Here is an 18,516-nt window from a genome sequence, read left to right on the forward strand (position 1 = left end):
GAGGTGAAGTGATGCGTCCTGGCGTCGTGGTGTTGGGCTTGCTGTCGTTTGGGTTTCTGCTCGCTGCGTGCTCGAGCGACAGCAATAAAACTGCGGAAGATCCGAACGTCTTCCCGAAGGACTACCAACGCGAACTGCTGCTGACGCTCACCAACAAGCTCGACGATCCGACCAACGTGAAGGATGCCGGCATTACCGATCCGGTCTTGCGGCAGGCGGGCAAAGAGCAGCGCTATACGGTGTGCGTGCGTTACAACGCCCGTAACGGCAGTCGCCACTACGAGGGCGTGAAAGAGCGCATCGCTTACTACTACGGTGGTTCGCTCAATCAGCTTATCGCCGCCGACCAAGGGCAGTGCCAGGGCGCCGTCTACAAGCCGTGGCCCGAACTGGAAAAGTATTGCCTGGCGAAGAGCTGCAGCTAGCGGCGCGAAACGCCTCGATCCGTCACCGCAAAAAAGAGAACCGACCGGCGGTGCCGGTCGGTTTCTTGGACGAGTGCGCGCTTATCACTCGCGGGAGATACGATTGAAGAGCGCTTGCTCATCCTTGGTGAAGGCCGGGCGGACCGCTTGATGGCGGCTGTCGAGCACCTGGGCGTGTGCCAGGAGAGCCTGGTCGACGGGCGCCTGAACCTGCGCCGTCACATTGGCGGTGCCGTATTCAGGATTGTAGGACTGCGCCAGGGCAGAGCCCGAGAGGGTGGCAGCCAGGACGGCCGCAAGGACATAGGTCTTGGTCATGGTCTTTCTCCGTAAGTCTCTAGATGTCGTGCGTTGTTGGGGGGATTTGGTTAGTAGGGGCGGATGCGGTTGAAGAGGGCCCGCTCATTGTCGGTGAAGGCCGGACGCACCACATGGCGGTGGTTATCGATCGCCTCGGCGTGAGCCTGCAGCGCCTGGTCGGCAACCGGGGCCTGGACCTCCGCCGTCACGTTGGCGGTGCCGAATTCCGGATTGTAGGACTGAGCGAGGGCGGAGCCCGACAGGGTGGCGGCCAGGATGGCAGCGAGGACGTAGGTCTTGGTCATGGTCTTGTCTCCCATTATCTATTCAGATCAGAGGGTTAGCCGTTATTGGCTGCCTCGATGATCCTGATATGGGACTGGAAGGCTTATTCGGTTAGCCTATATCTTTGGATGTTATCCATCGGCTAAACAGATATGCTCGACGGCCTTACGTTTGATCAGCTTCGTACTTTCATTGCGGCCGCAGACGAGCGGAGCTTCTCCGCGGCCGGCCGGAGGCTCGGCCGCGCGCAGTCGGTCATCAGCCAGACCCTGGCAAATCTCGAAGGGCAGCTTGGGGTTAAGCTGTTCGATCGCTCGGGCCGCTATCCCACGCTCACCGAGCAGGGACGCGCCTTGCTCGATCTGGCGCGCGCCATCACGGGCGACGTGGATCTGTTCAAGGCGCACGCCAAGAGCCTCGCCGAAGGTCTCGAGCCGCAGCTCAATGTGGTCGTCGACGTGATGTTTCCGATCGCGGCATTGACCGATGCCGTCACCGGCTTCCATGCCAAGTTTCCCGAGACCCCCTTGCGTCTCGAAGTCGAAGCGCTCGGCGCCGTGGCGCAGTCTGTGCTCGACGGCTCATGCGAGCTCGGCATCATGGCCGCGGTGCCGCTCATCCCGGCGGAGTTTACGTCGGAGCATCTGTTTCCGGCCAAGCTGATCATGACGGCGGCGCCGACGCATCCGCTCGCGCAAGTGCCGCCGCCGATCCCGCAAGCCGAACTGGCCAAGCATCTGCAGATGGTTCTGTCCGACCGGTCGACCTTGTCGCGCGGCCGCGATTACGGCGTCATGTCGCCGCGCACCTGGCGGGTCACGGATCTCGGCGCCAAGCACGCTTTCATTCGGGCGGGTCTCGGTTGGGGCTCGTTGCCGGAGCACATCGCGCGCGCCGACCTCACCAGTGGCGCGCTCGTGCCGCTGACGTTGGAGAACGGGACTCCGGGCGGACTTTCCGTGGCAATGTCCGCCGTCTATCGGTCCGACGCGCCGCCGGGCCCGGCGGGCCGGTGGTTCATCGATCGGCTGCTCGCGCAGGCGAATGGCAAGGGCAAACCGCGCTGAGGCGCGGGTCTAGCGCATCAATTCGCCCGACGGCGACGGCGGTTGTTCGGTCTGCACGAAGCGCAGATCGGGAGTGAGCGGTTCGCCGCGCGCCTTCTTGTCGGCGATCTCCGCCGCCACTTTCCGCATCTGCAGGAAACGAACCGGCGACGTCGGGTGTGTGCGCGCGAGCTGGATGCCGCTTGGATTCTTCATGGCCATCAAGCGCCACAGGTCCTCGACGCCCGTGAGATCGTAGCCGGCGCGTGCGATGTAGTAAGCGCCGACATAGTCCGCTTCGCGTTCGAAGGCCACGCTGTAGGCGCGGCCGCCGGCTTTGGTGAGCTCGCGGCGGAAGGCGCCGCCGGTTGAGATGCCGCCGAGCGCAAAGCCGCCGTCGATGGCCACGCCACCGGCGAAGCCGATCAGCGTGTTGATCTGCTGCTTCTCGATATGGCCGAGATTGGCGTGCGCCAGTTCGTGCCCGATGATGCTCGCGAGCTGCGCGTCCGTCTTGGCGAGCTCGACCATTCCCGACTGGATGATAATTTGCTCGCCATCTGTCGCCGCATTGGCCTCCTCCGCCGTCACATAATTGATCGGAATAGAGCAGCCCATCACCGGCGTGACCGTAACGGTTTGGTCTTCGTCCGCGCGGCGGATGACGGCCTCGACCGGTTTCGTGCCATTGCGGGCGAACCATTTGCGCAGCCATCGGGCGGTGCCGGTCACCGCAATGAGTTCGCCGTTGAGCGATATGATTTCATCGCCTTTGACGATACCGGCCTGCGCCGCAGGCGAACCGTCGGAAACCGAGATGACGGTCGGGCGTGACCAGGTCATGCCCAGCGCTTCGCGCGCATAGGAACGGTAGCGCCGCGGCAGGCTCTGCGGCGTCGTCGCATAGAGCCCGATCTGTGCGGCGACGTGCTCGCCGCAATCGGCAATGTTGGCGGTGCGGATGCGGAAGGCAACGTTGTCGACGCGATGAAGCTGTCCGTAATATTCGCGCATCTGGGCGACCTGCTGGATACGACGTTCGGCGTCGATTTCGTTTTCCGGCAGTTGCGGCAGGCGCGAGATCGGCATGGCGCACTGCGCGCCAACGAGCGCGCTCGCGACCACCAATGACCAGCGACCCCAACGCAACACTTCATTCCCCGCCCGGGCGAAGCTTGCGTTAGCTACATCCTATTGGCAAGCATGAGTTGTAGGCACTGGCCCGCCGGTTGTGCCGGGGCGGAGCGACGGGGTATCGCCCGCCGCTCATAACCTTCTGAATAAACGTAGGTTCTCGGCCTAGCGCTTTTCTATGCCGGCCTTTTCGATGACGTCGGTCCAAAGTTTGATGTCGCCACGCATCTGCGCGTCCATCTGCTCGGGCGTGCTGGCGCGCGAGTCGATGCCGAGATCGAGCAGGCGTTTCTTTACGCCGGGATCGGCCACGACTTCGTGCAACGCCTTGTTGATCGTGGCGATGACGGCAGGCGGCGTTCCCGCCTTCACATAGTAGGAATTCCAAGACTGCGCGCGCAGGCCCTTCGCGCCCTGCTGGTCGGCCGTCTTCACGTCCGGCAAGGCAGGCGAAGGCGTCGGGCCCATCCAGGCGATCGGCCGCAATTTGCCGTCGGAAATGCCGCCTTTCAGCGCCGCATAGAAGTCGATGACCATCTGCACGTCATTGCGCAGCAGTGCGATGATCGCATCCGGCGTCGTCTTGAACGGCACGATGACGAAGTCGGCCTGCGCGGTCTGTTTGAGATAGTTGGCAGTCAGCATCTGCACGCCGCCGCCGCTGATGACGCCGACGTTGAGCGTGCCCGGCTTTTCCTTCGATGCCTTCAGGAAGTCCTGCAGGGACTTGTACTGCGACTCGCCATTGGAGACGGCAAGGCAATCGAAATAGCCCATGGACGAAATCGGGGCGAAATCCTTGAGCGGATCGTAGCCGAGGTCTTTGTACAGCGGCACCGAGCTCGAGACGCCGCCCGTGAACAGGATGAGCGTGTAGCCATCGGCCGGCGCCGAGATCGCCGCCTTCGCAGCGGCAATGCCACCGGCCGCGGGCATGTTCTCGACGATGAAACGCTGGCCGAGCTTTTCGCCCAGCTTGTCGGCGACGATGCGTGTCGAGATGTCGCCAACGCCGCCGGCGCCGAGCGGCAGAATGATGCGGACGGGACGGTCGGGATATTTTTGCGCCGATGCGATCTGCGGCGCGCCGGCCACCAAGCCGGCCAACAGCGATAAACAAAGCAAACTGCGAACGGCATTCGCCATAGCTGATCCTCCCATGAGGGCGGTCTTGTTCGCCGCCTGTTTTATGGACGCAGCTTGCGACAGGGCGGACCCGTCAATCAAGGGCGCGTTGCGCAGCGGAGCTGCTACGCGTGCCGATTGCGACATAACGAAAATGGCCGGGCTTTCGCCCGGCCATTCGCAAACTCTACGATGCTGCCGAGGCTTAGACTTGCCGGTCGACCAGCGCCTTCTTCAACTCGGCGATCTGCTTGGCCGGATTGAGGCCCTTCGGGCAGGCCTTCGAGCAGTTCATGATGGTGTGGCAGCGATAGAGGCGGAACGGATCCTCGAGATTGTCGAGGCGTTCGCCGGTCGCTTCGTCGCGCGAGTCCTGCACCCAGCGGTTTGCCTGCAACAGTGCGGCCGGGCCGAGATAACGATCCGAATTCCACCAGTAGCTCGGGCAGGAGGTCGAGCAGCAGGCGCACAGGATGCACTCGTACATGCCGTCGAGCTTGTTGCGGTCCTCGTGGCTCTGGCGCCATTCCTTCTCCGGCGTCGCCGTCGTCGTGTGCAGCCACGGCTCGATCGACGCGTACTGGGCGTAGAAGTTCTTCAGGTCCGGTACCAGATCCTTGACCACCGGCTGGTGCGGCAGCGGATAGATCTTCACCGTGCCCTTCACATCGTCGGTCGCCTTGGTGCAGGCGAGGGTGTTGGTGCCGTCGATGTTCATCGCGCACGACCCGCACACGCCTTCGCGGCAGGAGCGACGGAAGGTCAGCGTCGGATCGATGTTGTTCTTGATCCAGATGAGCGCGTCGAGAACCATCGGGCCGCAGTCGTTGCGGTCGACGTAATAGGTGTCGACGCGCGGATTGGCGCCGTCGTCCGGATTCCAGCGGTAGACGCGGAACTCGGTCTCTTCACCGGACTTGGCCTTCGGGCCGTGCGGCCACTTCTTGCCTTCGGTGATCTTGGAGTTCTTGGGCAGCGTAAATTCAGCCATGTGACGATCCGCGGGTTGGCGCGATTAGTAAACGCGCGCTTTCGGTTCGATGTACGAGACTTCGTTGGTCAGCGTGTAGGTGTGGACGGGGCGGTAGTCGATCTTCACGTTGCCCTTCTCGTCCGCCCACGCCAGCGTGTGCTTCATCCAGTTCTTGTCGTCACGCTCGGGGAAGTCCTCACGCGCATGGCCGCCGCGGCTTTCGGTGCGGTTCTCGGCCGACTCCATCGTGACCAGGGCCTGAACGATCAGGTTGTCCAACTCGAGAGTCTCGATCAGATCGGAATTCCAGATCAGCGAACGATCGTTGACCTTCACATCCGGCATGCCTTCGTAGACGTCGTGGATGAGCTTGACGCCTTCCTTCAGCACGTCGCCGGTGCGGAAGACGGCGCAGTTGTTCTGCATCACCCGCTGCATCTTGAGACGCAGTTCAGCGGTCGGCGTGCCGCCGGACGCGTAACGGCGGCCATCGAGCCGCGACAGCGCGAGGTCGGCCGAGTCCTTCGGCAGATCCGGCTGCTTCTCGCCGGGCTTGAGGATCTCGGCGCAACGCTGCGCGGCGGCGCGGCCGAACACCACGAGGTCGATCAGCGAGTTGGAGCCGAGGCGGTTGGCGCCATGCACAGAGACGCAGCCCGCTTCGCCGAGCGCCATCAGACCGGGGATCACCTGGTCCGGATTGCCGTCCTTCAGGGTGACCGCTTCGCCGTGATAGTTCGTGGCGATGCCGCCCATGTTGTAGTGCACGGTCGGCAGCACCGGGATCGGCTCGCGGGTCACGTCGACGCCGGCGAAGATGCGCGCGGTTTCGGAGATGCCTGGCAGGCGTTCGTGCAGCACCTTCGGATCGAGATGGTCGAGGTGCAGGAAGATGTGGTCCTTGTCCTTGCCGACGCCGCGGCCTTCGCGGATCTCCAGGGTCATGGAGCGCGAAACCACGTCACGCGAGGCGAGGTCCTTGGCCGACGGCGCGTAACGCTCCATGAAGCGCTCGCCTTCGGAGTTGGTCAGATAGCCGCCTTCGCCGCGCGAACCCTCGGTGATGAGGCAGCCCGCCGGATAGATACCGGTCGGGTGGAATTGAACGAATTCCATGTCCTGCATCGGCAGCCCGGCCCGCAGCACCATGCCGCCGCCGTCGCCGGTGCAGATGTGCGCGGAGGTGCAGGAGAAGTAGGCGCGGCCATAGCCGCCGGTCGCCAGAATGGTCTGGTTGGCGGCGAAGCGGTGGATCGAGCCGTCGTCCATGTTCAGCGCGATGACGCCGCGGCAACGGCCTTCGCTGTCCATGATCAGGTCGATAGCGAAGTATTCGATGTAGAACTCGGCGTTATGGCGCAGCGCCTGGCCGTACATCGTGTGCAGCATCGCGTGGCCGGTGCGGTCCGCCGCGGCGCAGGTGCGCTGCGCGGTGCCCTTGCCGTAATGCGTGGTCATGCCGCCGAACGGGCGCTGATAGATCTTGCCGTCTTCCTCGCGGCGCGAGAACGGCAGGCCCCAGTGCTCGAGCTCATACACGGCAGCCGGCGCGTTGCGGCACATGTACTCGATCGAATCCTGGTCGCCGAGCCAGTCCGACCCCTTGACGGTGTCGTACATATGCCAGCGCCAGTCGTCCTCGCTCATATTGCCGAGCGCGGCGGCGATGCCGCCCTGCGCCGCGACGGTGTGCGAGCGGGTCGGGAACACCTTGGTGATGCAGGCCGTGCGCAAGCCGGCTTCCGAGCAGCCGACGACGGCGCGCAGGCCGGAGCCGCCGGCGCCGACCACGACGACATCGTAGCTGTGGTCTTCGATCGGATAGGCGCGGCCGTTTACTGCCGGTCCGCCATTCGTTTTTTCATTGCCCGCCATGACTTAGACTCCAAACGAAAGCTTCAGGATGGCGAAGCAAGAGGCGAGGCCGACGGCGAAGCAGAAGAAGGTATTTCCCATCAGGCTCAAGAGCTTCAGCTTATCCTCGTGCACGTAGTCGAGGATGATTTCCTGCATACCGATCCACATGTGGTAGACGGTATTGACGATGAACAACAACATGATCACGGCCACCAGCGGCGAGCCGAGGATCTGCACCACGGCGGCGTGACTGCGGCCGAGAAGACTGATCACGATCACGATCAGCGCGACGGAGAGGAACACGCCGGCGAAGCCGGTGACCCGCTGATGCCAGAAACCCGTCGTGCCGGAGTGGGCAGCGCCCAGGCCGCGCACGCGGCGCATCGGAGTACGCATTTCGTTTGGACGCTGGCCGATCATCGCGGGCCTCCCATGGCGAGATAGCCGACGATCCACACCAGAATGGTCAGCGCGACCGAGCCGACGATGGTAGCGACCGCGAGCATTTCGCGTTCGTTAGGCTCGAAGCCGTGGCCGGTGTCCCAGATCAGGTGGCGGATGCCGCCGAGCATGTGGTGGAGAAGCGCCCACGTATACCCGAACAGCACCAGGCGGCCGATGAAGCTGCCGATGAACCATTCGAAATTGGCGTAGGCGTTGGGCCCGGAAGCCGCTGCGATCAGCCACCAGGCGAGCAGCAGCGTGCCGAAATACAATCCGGCGCCCGTGATGCGATGCACGATGGACATCATCATCGTGAGCATCGGTTTGTAGATTTGCAGGTGGGGCGAGGTGGGGCGCGCTCGGCGCGCTCCCGTGGTGGTGCTCGCCTCAAGCTCGGCCATTGTCGATCTCCCACTCCGCACCACCGGATCCCTGTCGGTGGTCGCGGCCGGTTGGTAGCCAAAGCGAGCGCCGACCGCAACGCACTTAATGGTTGAAGTCGCAGCCAGCTTCGAACTGAAATTGTTCTAACTTCTTCAAATACGAAAATAGAAGGTGTAAAGTGTCTGTTCAATATGTGATTTACGTAGATAGCCTTCGCAAAATAAGAAGGATAGGGTTCCGTGCGCTACGACTTCACCGATCTGAATCTTTTCCGCCATATCGTGGAGGCCGGGAGCATCACGCACGGCGCCGCACGGACGAACTTGGCGCTGGCGGCGGCCTCGACCCGCATCCGCAAGATGGAGCTGGCCTTCGGCACCGAGCTCCTGGTGCGCGGGCGCGGCGGCGTGACGCCGACGCAGGCCGGCCGCACGTTGTTACAGCACGCACGCGGTATCCTCGCGCAGACCGAACGCATGCAGGAGGACTTGTCGCCTTACGCTCGCGGTCTCGCCGGCCAGGTCCGTGTCCTGTCGAACACCAATGCGCTCACTGAATTTCTGCCGGAGACCTTGAGCTCATTCCTGATGTCGCATCCCGACATCAGCGTCGACCTTGAGGAGCGCCTGTCCGACGAGATCGTCGGCTTGATCGCGGAAGGGACGGGCGACATCGGGATCGTCGCCGGCACGGTCGATTACGGCGGGCTGCATACGTTTCCGTTCCGCAGCGATCGTTTCGTGCTGGTGGTGTCCAGCCAGCATCCGCTCGCCGGCTCGGAGGGGGTCGCCTTCGCCGATGTCGTCGATTACGACATGATCGGGCTCGATCGCGCCAGCGCCATCCAACGCTTCCTGGCCGACCGCGCCGCGCGCATCGGCCGTGCCATCAAGCTGCGCGTTCAGTTGCGCAGCTTCGACGCCATCTGCCGGTTGGTCGAAGCCAATGTCGGTGTTGGCATTGTGCCGGGGACCACGGTGAAACGCACGATGCGCAACATGGCGATCAGCGCGGTCCAGCTGACCGACCCATGGGCCCAGCGCGATCTCACCATCTGCGTACGCGATATCGAGGCGCTGCCGCCTTATGCGCGGCAGTTGGTGGATCATTTGAGGGCCGGTGTATGAGGGCGTGTTCGCGCCAGCGCCTCACTTCACCATCAGCACCCAATAATCCAAGTCGAGAATAACCTCCGGCTCGTAGTCGTCGCCCGACTTATACGGAAAATCGGGGCAAGGCCGATCCTTCGTCGCCACCGTGCGCAGGCGCAACGCGCCGACGTCGCTGCGGCCCGGGATGTCGGCCTTGGCCAGCACCTCCGACCAGGCAAACACGGTCAGCCCTGCAAACAAAGGTGCGACGTGCCGCCCGCCATTGATGGCCGCGACATGGAACGCATTGCCGAGTCCATTGAACGACAGCGCGCGCGCAAGCGAGATCACGTGGCCGCCGTAGATCAACCGTTTGCCGAAGCGGTCCTTGCTCTGGGCGAACTGGTTGAAGTGCACCTTGGCCGTGTTCTGGTAGAGGCGCGTCGCGATCATATGCTCGGCTTCCTCAACGGTCATGCCGTCGACATGATCGATCTTCTCGCCGACCTGATAATCGCCGAAACGATGTTGGCTGCCGGAAAGCGTGAGGTCATACGCATCCGCCTTGATCGGCGGACAAGCCGCTCCCAGCAGCGACGCATCCACCGCTTTCGGCAGATCCGGCACCGTGTCGCCGGGCGAAGGCGCGCTCTCGTCACGTTTGCGCACCATCACCCAGCGTGCGTAGTCGAGCACCGCCTCGCCACGCTGGTTGAAACCACGCGAGCGCACGTAAACGATGCCGCTCTTGCGGTTTGAATTCTCGCGCAGGCCGATCACCTCCGACACCGCGTTGAGCGTATCGCCCGGATACACCGCCTTGAGGAAACGGCAGTCGGCGTAACCGAGATTGGCCACCGCGTTCAGCGAGATGTCCGGCACCGTCTTGCCGAACACGATGTGGAACACCAACAGGTCGTCGATCGGCGCGCGCGGATAGCCGGTCGCCTGCGCAAAGGCATCGGAGGATTGCACCGCAAAGCGCCCACCGAACAACGCGTTGTAAAGCGCGACGTCCCCGACGGTGACCGTTCGCGGTGTGGCGTGGCGGATCTCCTGGCCGAGCCGAAAATCCTCGAAGAAATTGTCCGGATTGGTCTTGGAATTCATGGGGAAGAGCCGTTTTGCGCGGATTTGGCCGATGCTTTCATCTTACACGGCCCGCGGCCTTACTGCGCAAGGCCAAAATCCCGGCACGCGATGTAACCGGCCGCCCTCATCGACCGAATAGGAGGCATCGGGAATCCGGCCGTGCGTTGCGCCGGTCGAAGGAGATCGTATGAGCGGCCAGGCGTTTCAACCGAACGTGATGGCGCCGTGTAGCGAGTGTGCGTTGCATCCTGCGCCATTTGCGGACATGTCGGGGCGCAGTCCACGAGCGCGGCGTGCCATGACGACGGCTGAAACGCAGTCCCTTAACGCCGACGACCTCCGCCGTTCAGCTCAGATGGCGGCGGCGCAGGCGGGCGACCGTGCCGCCTACGAGGCGCTGTTGCGCGATTGCGTGCCGTTGATCAAGGCCATTGCCGGCCGGCAGGGTGTGCCCCGGGACCGCCGAGACGATGTCGTGCAGGATGTGTTGCTGACGATCCACCGCGCGCGCCATACCTACGATCCGTCCCGTCCGTTCACCGCCTGGCTCCGCGTCATCGCCGAGCGCCGTGCGATCGATGTATTGCGCCGGACGCGCCGCAACGATCTGCGTGAGGTGCACGCACCGCTGGCCTTCGACGCCTATCCCGACGAAGATGCCGACCCCGCGCGCGGTGTCGCGCAGACGGAGGTCTCGGGCCGGGTGAGCGAGGCGCTGGCGGGACTGCCGCCGAGCCAGCGCGAGGCGGTCGAGACCTTGGTGCTACAGGAGCAAACACTGACGGAAGCCGCGATCGCCACGCGCCGCACCAAAGTGGCGCTGAAAGTGAACTTGCATCGCGCGCTCAAGACGCTGCGTAGCAAGCTCGCGCGAACGGAGTGGACGCCATGACCGGCTCGCCCCACGATCGCCTGATCCAGGGTCTCGCCGCCGACCTGACGCCGGTGCGGCCGTTGCCGGCGCCTGCGTTGCGGGCGCTCGGCTGGCTCGGCGCCGTCGGCGCTGTTGCGATAGCGCTTGCCGTCTTCGCCGATCTCCACGCCATGTGGGAGCGGATCACCATGGCGCCCGATATGTGGCTCGCCGTCATCGGATCGATCGCGACGGCAGTTCTCGCCAGTATCGCCGCCTTCGAACTGAGCCTGCCCGACGCACGCCGTGACTGGGCCTGGCTGCCTGTGCCGGGCTTGTTGTTGTGGATCGGCGCCAGCGGCTTCGGCTGCCTGCGCTCGTGGGTATTGCCGGACACGCATGTCGCGGTGATGGGGGAGTCGCGGGACTGCCTCGTGTTCATCGTCGCGTTGTCGGTACCGTTGTCGGCGTTGATGCTGGTGATGCTGCGCCGGGCCTGTCCGTTGCAGCCGGGACTAACCGCGGCGATGGGCGGCCTCGCGGTTGCCGCGGCTGCGGCGACCTTGCTCAATTTCTTCCATCCGTTCGATGCGGCGGCAACCGATCTCGCCGTTCACGCGTTCGCCGTGGGCCTGGTCGTCGCCGCTAACCGTGTGCTCGGCGGACGGGTGTTCGCCGCGCCGATTTTTTCGCGGCCGATGTAACCGCGGGCGGGGTGCGACCGAAGAGGAGGAGATGGCGCAACGGCGTCATCGCACATCCTCTGGAGGAGTAACCATGACCCGTTCCCGCATCATCCTGTCCCTGGCCGCCGCGACCGTTGGCTTCACGCTCGCCGTCGCCCCCGGCGCCTTCGCGCAGGACAGCATGAAGAAAGACACGATGACCAAGGACAGCATGTCCAAGGACAACATGAAGAAGGACTCGATGTCGAAGGATTCGATGTCCAAGGACTCCATGTCGAAAGACAACATGTCCAAGGATTCCATGTCCAAGGACCACATGAAGAAATAACCGTGCTTGGGGCGGCCGGGTGCTGCATCCGCGGGCCCGGTCGCCTCGTAGCTGCGCAAGGAATGTCACGGAGAGAGCGTCATGAGCGTGCAGGCGATCGCCACAAGGACCGAACGTACGGCCGTCATTCATCCGGTCTGGGTTCGCATCGCGCATTGGATCAACGCGGTGGCGATCCTGGTGATGATCGGCTCCGGTTGGCAGATTTACGATGCTTCACCGTTGTTCGGCTTCACGTTCCCGCGGCAGATCGCGCTCGGCCAATGGCTCGGCGGTGCGTTGCAGTGGCATTTCGCGGCGATGTGGGTGCTGGTCGTCAACGGGCTCGTCTATGTGACGCTCGGCTTCGTTACCGGCCGCTTCCGCCGCAAGCTGCTGCCCATCTCGCCGGGCGCGGTGCTGGCCGATACCAAGGCGGCGCTGACCTTCAAGCTCAGCCATGAGGACCTGTCGCATTACAACGCCGTGCAGAAGTTGCTGTATGCCGGCATTCTTCTCGTGGGCGCGGTCATCGTGTTGTCCGGTCTCGCGATTTGGAAGCCGGTGCAATTCCAGGAACTGACCGCGCTGTTCGGCGGCTACGACGTCGCCCGCTATGTTCACTTCGCCTGCATGGCGGCGATCGTCGGCTTCCTGGTCGTTCATGTATCGCTCGCGCTGCTGGTGCCGAAGAGCCTGCGCGCGATGGTCGCCGGCAAGTAGGAGAAGCGATATGCGTATCCGCAAAATCATTCCCGGCGTCGATTCCAAGCTCCTGATCAAGGACGCCGCCAAGCTGATGCCTGATGCCTCGCGCCGCGGCTTCCTGCGTGGTGCGGCGAGTTTGGGCGCGCTCGCCTTCTTGACCGGTTGCGACATCGTCGACGGCGACACGGCCGAAGGCGTCTTGCGCAAGGTGTCGGAGTTCAACGACGGCGCGCAGGCGGCTTTGTTCAGCCGCACCAAGCTGGCGCCGACCTACAAGGAAAGCGACATCACGCGGCCATTCCCGTTCAACGCCTATTATAGTGAGGACGAAGCGCCGGTGGTCGACGGCGACAGCTACAAGCTCGAGATTTCAGGCCTCGTCGAGAACAAGAAGCCGTGGACGCTGAAGGAGCTTCATGCGCTGCCGGAGGTGTCGCAGATCACCCGTCACATCTGCGTCGAGGGCTGGAGCGCGATCGGCTCGTGGCAGGGCGCTTCGCTCGCCGACTTCCTGAAACGCATCGGCGCCGACACGCGCGCGAAATACGTCTGGTTCCAGTGCGCGGAGGGCTATACCAACACCATCGACATGCCGACCGCGTTGCATCCGCAGACGCAGATGTCGTTCAAGTTCGACAACAAGATCCTGCCGCGCGCCTACGGCTTTCCGATGAAAATCCGCATCCCCACCAAGCTCGGCTTCAAGAATCCGAAATACGTGGTGGCGATGGAAGTCACCAACGTCGACAAAGGCGGCTATTGGGAGAACCAGGGCTACAACTGGTTCTCGGGGCTTTGATCCCGCCGCGCTCTCGTTCTTTAGGATGAGAAGACGGGCGGATCGCTTGTCATAACCGATCTCTTCCGTTAGCACACCGGCGCGCCGATGAGCGACACGCCGTTGCCGCAAGCGCCCTGCTGCATCTCCGCTCATCCGGTCGCACGATAATTCTTGCGCGACCCGCCCCACACCCGGCATGACGCCCGGTGCGCGAGCACCAATCGCGCGCGCGAACGATATTTCGCGCTCCGACCAAGGATGATTGCGATGGACCGGGAACAGCCAAAACGCCGCCTCTGGAGCTGGTGGTACCTGCTCTTCATTCTCCTCTGCGGCGTATCGTTGTGGCCGCCGTTCTTCAACCGCATCGAGCCGACGTTGATCGGCATCCCTTTCTTCTACTGGTTTCAACTCGCGCTGATCCTCGCCGGCGCGGTGGTGACCGCTGTCGTCTATTTCGCGACCGAAGAATGAACGCGCTGCGCGCCCGAACGACGCTCGAAAAGGAACTTGGATTTGCAGAACATTAATTGGGTCGCGCTCGCCGTCTTCGTGTTGCTGTTCGGGTTTGTGACGTGGCTTGGTTTCGCCGCCGCGCGTTGGCGCAAGGGCGATCTCGATCAATTGCATGAATGGGGCCTCGGCGGCCGCCGCTTCGGCACCATGGTCACCTGGTTCCTGATCGGCGGCGATCTCTATACGGCTTATACCTTCATCGCCGTGCCGGCCTTGGCGTTCGGTGCTGGCGCCATCGCCTTCTTCGCGATCACGTATACGATCCTGATCTATCCGCTGCTGTTCGTCGTTTTCCCGCGCATTTGGCGTGTCTGTCACAAGCACGGCTACATCACCGCCGGTGACTTCGTGCGCGGTCGTTTCGGCAATCGCTGGCTTGCGCTTGCGATCACGGTCACGGGGCTGGTCGCCACCATGCCCTACATCGCGTTGCAGCTTGTCGGCATGCAGGTCGTCGTCGGCGCGATGGGCGTCAGCGGCTCCGGCCTCCTGGGCGAACTGCCGCTGATCATCGCCTTCCTCATCCTTGCGGCCTTCACCTACACCAGCGGCCTGCGCGCGCCGGCTTCTATTGCCATCGTCAAGGACATCCTGATCTACATTACGGTCTTCGCCGCGATCATCATCATCCCGATCGAGATCGGCGGCTTTGGCAAGGTGTTCTCGGCGGTGCCGCCGGAGAAGCTCCTGCTCGCCATGCCGGGCCCGAACTCGACCGGCGCGTACGGCGCCTATGCCACGCTCGCGCTCGGCTCGGCGCTGGCGCTGTTCCTCTATCCGCACTCGATCACCGGCATCCTCAGCGCCTCGAGCGGCCACGCGATCCGCCGCAATGCGGCGCTGTTGCCCGGCTATTCGTTCGTGCTTGGTCTGCTGACGCTGCTCGGCTTCTTCGCCATCGCCGCCGGCGTCGCGGGGCTGCCGCAGTTCGCCGAGGGCTTCAAGGAGTTCGGCAACAACTACGCGGTTCCCGCGCTGTTCCTGCACGCCTTCCCGTCGTGGTTCGTCGGCGTCGCCTTCGCGGCCATCGCCATTGGCGCCCTGGTGCCGGCGTCGATCATGTCGATCGCCGCGGCAAACCTCTACACCCGCAACATCCACCGCGAGTTCATCAATAAGAACCCGACGCCGGAGCAGGAAACGCAGATGGCGAAATGGGTATCGCTCATCGTCAAGGCGGGCGCGCTGGTGTTCATCCTGTTCATCCCGACGAAATACGCGATCTATCTGCAATTGCTCGGCGGCATCTGGATTATCCATACCTTGCCGGCGGTGATGCTCGGCGCCTTCACGCGCTGGTTCAATTCGTGGGCGCTGCTGGTTGGTTGGGCGGTCGGCATCGCGCTCGGCACCATCATGGCGGCGGCAACCGGTTTGACGCCGACTTATCCGCTGGTCATCGCCGGCTTCTCGCTGCCCGGCTACACGGCGCTTTACACGGTCGTGCTCAACTTGCTGATCGCCGTTGTGCTGACGCCGGTTTTCAATGCCATCGCCGCCGCGCGCAACGCGGCGGACCAGACGGCGGAGGCCGATTACGTCGCCTGACCGTGGTGCTCGCTACTTCTGCCGCGGCTGCTCGGACCCGGTGATGAGCCGCGCGCCGCGTTGGAAGGTGAGGTAGTCCCAGAACCAGGTGAAGGCGACCATGAAGCGGTAGCGCAGGCCGATCAGGAAATAGATGTGCGCGACGCTCCAGAACACCCAGCCGACGAAGCCCTTCAATTGCAGGCGGCCGAATTTCACCACCGCGGCGCGGCGGCCGATGGTGGCGAGATCGCCGAGATGGCGATAGCGGAACGGCTTGCCGCCTGACTGACCTGCGACGCGCGCCGCGATGAGCGTGCCGACATAGTGTCCCATCTGCTTGGCGGCCGGTGCGATGCCGGGCACCGGATGTCCGTCGCTGGCGAATACCGCCGCGGTGTCGCCGATGACGAAAATTTCCGGATGGTCCGGCAGCGACAGATCGGGCCCGACTTTCACGCGCCCCGCGCGGTCCGCTTCGACGCCGAGCCAGCGGGCGGCGGGGGACGCGACTACGCCCGCGGCCCAGATGACGGTGCCGGCATCGATGCGGCCGGCATTGGTATCGACACCGCCCTCGTCGCATTTCGTGACCATCGTATCCGTGCGTACGTCGACGCCGGCCTTCATGAGCGTCGCGCGGACATAGTCGGACATGTCGGGCGGAAACGCCGGCAGCAGGCGCGGCCCCGCTTCGATCAGCACGATGCGCGCCGCGCGCGGATCGATATTGCGGAAGTCGGCGGCGAGCGTTTGTCGCGCGATGTCGGCAATCGCGCCGGCCATTTCGACGCCGGTTGCGCCGCCGCCGACGATGACGAACGTGAGCAGGCGATTTTGTGCGGCACGATCGGCCATCGCCTCGGCCCGCTCGAAGGCGATGAGGATGCTGCGGCGGATTCGCGTGGCGTCCTCGATACGCTTGAGGCCGGGCGCGACCGGCGCCCATTCGTCGTGGCCGAAGTAGGAGTGGGTCGCGCCGGTGGCGAGCACGAGATAGTCGTACGGGATCTCGTTCATGGTGGTGCGGATGTATTTGCGCGCGGCGTCGACCGCGACGACCTCTTCCATCAGCACCGTGGCGTTGCGCTGGTCCCGCAGGATGTGGCGGATCGGCCAAGCGACATCGGCCGGCGACAACGCCGCTGTGGCGACCTGATAGAGCAGCGGCTGGAAGCAGTGATGGTTGTGCCGGTCGATGACGGTCACCTCGGCGGCCGCGCGGTCCAACGCCTTGGCGGCTTCCAATCCGCCGAAGCCGGCACCCACGACGACGATTCTCGGGACGCTGAGGGCCATCTCACACCCATCCGTTTGACGCAGGCCTTACCCTCAATGTCGGGGCGGCCGGAGCAGTTGCCAAGGTAGAAGCGAGGCTTTAGCAATCCGTGCCTTAGCTGGCGTCGTGGCAGGAATACCCGCCATGACGGAGGAAACGCTCACACGAGGCCCCCATGGCAACCTACAACCTTCTTCTTCTCCCCGGCGACGGCATCGGTCCTGAAGTGATGGCCGAGGTGAAGCGGATCATCGAATTCCTCAATAAAAAGGGCCCGAACCGCTTTACCTATGACGAGGGGCTGGTCGGCGGCTCCTGCTACGACGCCCATCAGGTGTCGATCACCGACGAGACGATGGAGAAGGCCAAGGCCGCGGACGCCGTGATCTTCGGCGCGGTCGGCGGGCCGAAGTGGGACAAGGTGCCGTACGAGGCGCGCCCGGAGGCCGGCCTGCTGCGCCTGCGCAAGGATCTCGCGCTCTACGCCAATTTGCGCCCGGCGGTGACCTATCCGGCGCTGGCCGACGCCTCCGCGCTCAAGCGCGAGCTGGTCGAAGGGCTCGACATCATGATTTTGCGCGAGCTCACCGGCGGCGTTTATTTCGGCGAGCCGAAGACGATCACCGATCTCGGCAACGGCCAGAAGCGGGCGGTCGACACGCAGGTTTACGACACCTACGAGATCGAGCGCATCTCGCGCGTCGCTTTCGAGCTCGCGCGCAAGCGGCGCAACAAGGTGACGTCGATGGAAAAGCACAACGTCATGAAGACGGGCGTGCTGTGGAAGGAAGTCGTGCAGCAGACGCACGACCGCGAGTTCAAGGACGTGACGCTCGAGCACCAGCTCGCCGATTCCGGCGGCATGCAGCTCGTGAAGAACCCGAAGCAGTTCGACGTTATCGTCACCGACAATCTGTTCGGCGACCTCTTGTCGGATATCGCGGCGATGCTCACCGGCTCGCTCGGCATGCTGGCTTCCGCGTCGCTCGGCGAGGTCGATCCGAAGACGCAGAAGCGCAAGGCGCTCTACGAGCCCGTGCACGGCTCGGCGCCGGACATCGCCGGCAAGGGCGTCGCCAACCCGATCGCGATGATCGCGTCCTTCGGCATGGCGCTGCGCTACTCGTTCGATATGGGCAAGGAAGCCGACATGATCGATCAGGCTATCGCGGCGACGCTCGGCAAGGGCCTGCGCACCGGCGACATCGCCTCGGCGGGCATGAAGACCGTCGGCACGGAGGAGATGGGCTCGGCGATCATCGAAGAGCTGGAGAAGCTGGCGGCGTAGCACCTTGCTCGGTTGAGAAGTTTTCCCCGCAGTTCGCAGCGGGGGCTGCCATCACCACAACGCGCTTGACGAATCGAGGGGCCGTGGCGCCATATGTAGGCGTCACGGTCTTTCTGTCTCTACATATTGTAGAGTGGAGAGCTAAGAGGGAACCCGGTGCGCCAGCAATGGCAAGGCCGGGGCTGCCCCCGCAACTGTAAGCGGCGAGCGATCGTCATATGACCTCGGTCATGAAGTCACTGGTGCGAGCGCGCCGGGAAGACATGACGATCGCAGCGACCCGCGAGCCAGGAGACCTGCCGTGAGCGATGAATACGTCCTCGGGCGGGGTGCCCCGGCGGTCGCTTGCGGCTCACCGCGCGCCTGCGCGGTTTCCTGACAAGCCTCCTCCTTGCGCCTTCCGCCCCAACATCAC

General features: G+C 63.9%; 21 protein-coding genes and 1 riboswitch. Of the genes, 11 read left to right on the top strand and 10 right to left on the bottom strand.

The window, feature by feature from the left end; all coding sequences use genetic code 11:
* Window positions 1-11: 11 nt before the first annotated feature.
* Window positions 12-425: a hypothetical protein gene (locus tag DW352_RS19635; RefSeq protein WP_115692917.1), complete on the top strand. Its 414-nt coding sequence runs from the start codon at window positions 12-14 to the stop codon at window positions 423-425.
* Between the two features lie 84 nt (window positions 426-509).
* Here DW352_RS19635 and DW352_RS19640 read toward each other — a convergent pair whose 3' ends face one another.
* Both DW352_RS19640 and DW352_RS19645 read right to left on the bottom strand, forming a co-directional pair.
* Complete coding sequence (locus DW352_RS19640; protein WP_115692918.1) at window positions 510-743, bottom strand: hypothetical protein; 234 nt, start codon at window positions 741-743, stop codon at window positions 510-512.
* A gap of 50 nt (window positions 744-793) precedes the next feature.
* Window positions 794-1,030, bottom strand: a complete 237-nt coding sequence (locus DW352_RS19645) for a hypothetical protein (RefSeq protein ID WP_162827070.1) — start codon at window positions 1,028-1,030, stop codon at window positions 794-796.
* A 132-nt stretch (window positions 1,031-1,162) separates the two neighbouring features.
* On the opposite strand from DW352_RS19645, the gene DW352_RS19650 reads away from it, so the two are divergent.
* Complete coding sequence (locus tag DW352_RS19650; RefSeq protein WP_115692920.1) at window positions 1,163-2,077, top strand: LysR family transcriptional regulator; 915 nt, start codon at window positions 1,163-1,165, stop codon at window positions 2,075-2,077.
* A gap of 9 nt (window positions 2,078-2,086) precedes the next feature.
* Here DW352_RS19650 and DW352_RS19655 read toward each other — a convergent pair whose 3' ends face one another.
* The 6 genes from DW352_RS19655 to sdhC all read right to left on the bottom strand — a co-directional run bounded on the left by DW352_RS19655 (window position 2,087) and on the right by sdhC (window position 7,990).
* Complete coding sequence (locus tag DW352_RS19655) at window positions 2,087-3,208, bottom strand: M48 family metallopeptidase (protein WP_162827071.1); 1,122 nt, start codon at window positions 3,206-3,208, stop codon at window positions 2,087-2,089.
* Window positions 3,209-3,355: 147 nt separating this feature from the next.
* Window positions 3,356-4,336, bottom strand: coding sequence for a Bug family tripartite tricarboxylate transporter substrate binding protein (locus tag DW352_RS19660; RefSeq protein ID WP_162827072.1), 981 nt, complete (start codon window positions 4,334-4,336; stop codon window positions 3,356-3,358).
* Between the two features lie 184 nt (window positions 4,337-4,520).
* The gene (locus DW352_RS19665) at window positions 4,521-5,306 is read right to left on the bottom strand and encodes a succinate dehydrogenase iron-sulfur subunit (RefSeq protein WP_115692923.1); all 786 of its coding nucleotides are present in this window, start codon (window positions 5,304-5,306) and stop codon (window positions 4,521-4,523) included.
* 24 nt (window positions 5,307-5,330) lie between these two features.
* A complete protein-coding gene (sdhA, locus tag DW352_RS19670) occupies window positions 5,331-7,163 on the bottom strand; it encodes a succinate dehydrogenase flavoprotein subunit (RefSeq protein ID WP_115692924.1) in 1,833 nt (610 codons plus the stop codon).
* A 3-nt stretch (window positions 7,164-7,166) separates the two neighbouring features.
* Complete coding sequence (gene sdhD, locus DW352_RS19675) at window positions 7,167-7,565, bottom strand: succinate dehydrogenase, hydrophobic membrane anchor protein (protein ID WP_115692925.1); 399 nt, start codon at window positions 7,563-7,565, stop codon at window positions 7,167-7,169.
* Window positions 7,562-7,990, bottom strand: coding sequence for a succinate dehydrogenase, cytochrome b556 subunit (gene sdhC / locus DW352_RS19680; protein WP_115692926.1), 429 nt, complete (start codon window positions 7,988-7,990; stop codon window positions 7,562-7,564). Before sdhC ends, sdhD begins: the two co-directional genes overlap by 4 nt.
* Before the next feature lie 222 nt (window positions 7,991-8,212).
* On the opposite strand from sdhC, the gene DW352_RS19685 reads away from it, so the two are divergent.
* Window positions 8,213-9,100: a LysR family transcriptional regulator gene (locus DW352_RS19685; protein WP_115692927.1), complete on the top strand. Its 888-nt coding sequence runs from the start codon at window positions 8,213-8,215 to the stop codon at window positions 9,098-9,100.
* A gap of 21 nt (window positions 9,101-9,121) precedes the next feature.
* On the opposite strand, the gene DW352_RS19690 is transcribed toward DW352_RS19685, so the two are convergent.
* The gene (locus tag DW352_RS19690) at window positions 9,122-10,174 is read right to left on the bottom strand and encodes a MaoC family dehydratase (protein ID WP_115692928.1); all 1,053 of its coding nucleotides are present in this window, start codon (window positions 10,172-10,174) and stop codon (window positions 9,122-9,124) included.
* 169 nt (window positions 10,175-10,343) lie between these two features.
* Between DW352_RS19690 and DW352_RS19695 the strand changes: the two genes are divergently transcribed.
* The 7 genes from DW352_RS19695 to mctP all read left to right on the top strand — a co-directional run bounded on the left by DW352_RS19695 (window position 10,344) and on the right by mctP (window position 15,555).
* Window positions 10,344-11,048, top strand: coding sequence for an RNA polymerase sigma factor (locus DW352_RS19695; protein WP_245434191.1), 705 nt, complete (start codon window positions 10,344-10,346; stop codon window positions 11,046-11,048).
* Window positions 11,045-11,713: an NrsF family protein gene (locus DW352_RS19700; protein ID WP_115694506.1), complete on the top strand. Its 669-nt coding sequence runs from the start codon at window positions 11,045-11,047 to the stop codon at window positions 11,711-11,713. Before DW352_RS19695 ends, DW352_RS19700 begins: the two co-directional genes overlap by 4 nt.
* A gap of 73 nt (window positions 11,714-11,786) precedes the next feature.
* Window positions 11,787-12,023: a pentapeptide MXKDX repeat protein gene (locus DW352_RS19705; protein ID WP_115692930.1), complete on the top strand. Its 237-nt coding sequence runs from the start codon at window positions 11,787-11,789 to the stop codon at window positions 12,021-12,023.
* Window positions 12,024-12,104: 81 nt separating this feature from the next.
* A complete protein-coding gene (locus DW352_RS19710) occupies window positions 12,105-12,725 on the top strand; it encodes a cytochrome b/b6 domain-containing protein (RefSeq protein ID WP_115692931.1) in 621 nt (206 codons plus the stop codon).
* Between the two features lie 10 nt (window positions 12,726-12,735).
* Entirely contained in the window at window positions 12,736-13,509 is a 774-nt protein-coding gene (locus DW352_RS19715; protein WP_115692932.1) for a molybdopterin-dependent oxidoreductase, read from the top strand.
* A 249-nt stretch (window positions 13,510-13,758) separates the two neighbouring features.
* The gene (locus tag DW352_RS19720) at window positions 13,759-13,965 is read left to right on the top strand and encodes a DUF3311 domain-containing protein (protein ID WP_115694507.1); all 207 of its coding nucleotides are present in this window, start codon (window positions 13,759-13,761) and stop codon (window positions 13,963-13,965) included.
* Between the two features lie 42 nt (window positions 13,966-14,007).
* A complete protein-coding gene (mctP, locus tag DW352_RS19725) occupies window positions 14,008-15,555 on the top strand; it encodes a monocarboxylate uptake permease MctP (RefSeq protein WP_210209862.1) in 1,548 nt (515 codons plus the stop codon).
* Window positions 15,556-15,567: 12 nt separating this feature from the next.
* Here mctP and DW352_RS19730 read toward each other — a convergent pair whose 3' ends face one another.
* A complete protein-coding gene (locus DW352_RS19730; protein WP_115692933.1) occupies window positions 15,568-16,833 on the bottom strand; it encodes an NAD(P)/FAD-dependent oxidoreductase in 1,266 nt (421 codons plus the stop codon).
* Between the two features lie 155 nt (window positions 16,834-16,988).
* On the opposite strand from DW352_RS19730, the gene leuB reads away from it, so the two are divergent.
* The gene (gene leuB / locus DW352_RS19735) at window positions 16,989-18,101 is read left to right on the top strand and encodes a 3-isopropylmalate dehydrogenase (RefSeq protein ID WP_115692934.1); all 1,113 of its coding nucleotides are present in this window, start codon (window positions 16,989-16,991) and stop codon (window positions 18,099-18,101) included.
* A gap of 88 nt (window positions 18,102-18,189) precedes the next feature.
* Window positions 18,190-18,419: riboswitch (cobalamin riboswitch) on the top strand.
* Window positions 18,420-18,516 lie beyond the last annotated feature (97 nt).

Origin of the sequence: Pseudolabrys taiwanensis (assembly GCF_003367395.1) — a bacterium.
Taxonomy (GTDB): domain Bacteria; phylum Pseudomonadota; class Alphaproteobacteria; order Rhizobiales; family Xanthobacteraceae; genus Pseudolabrys; species Pseudolabrys taiwanensis.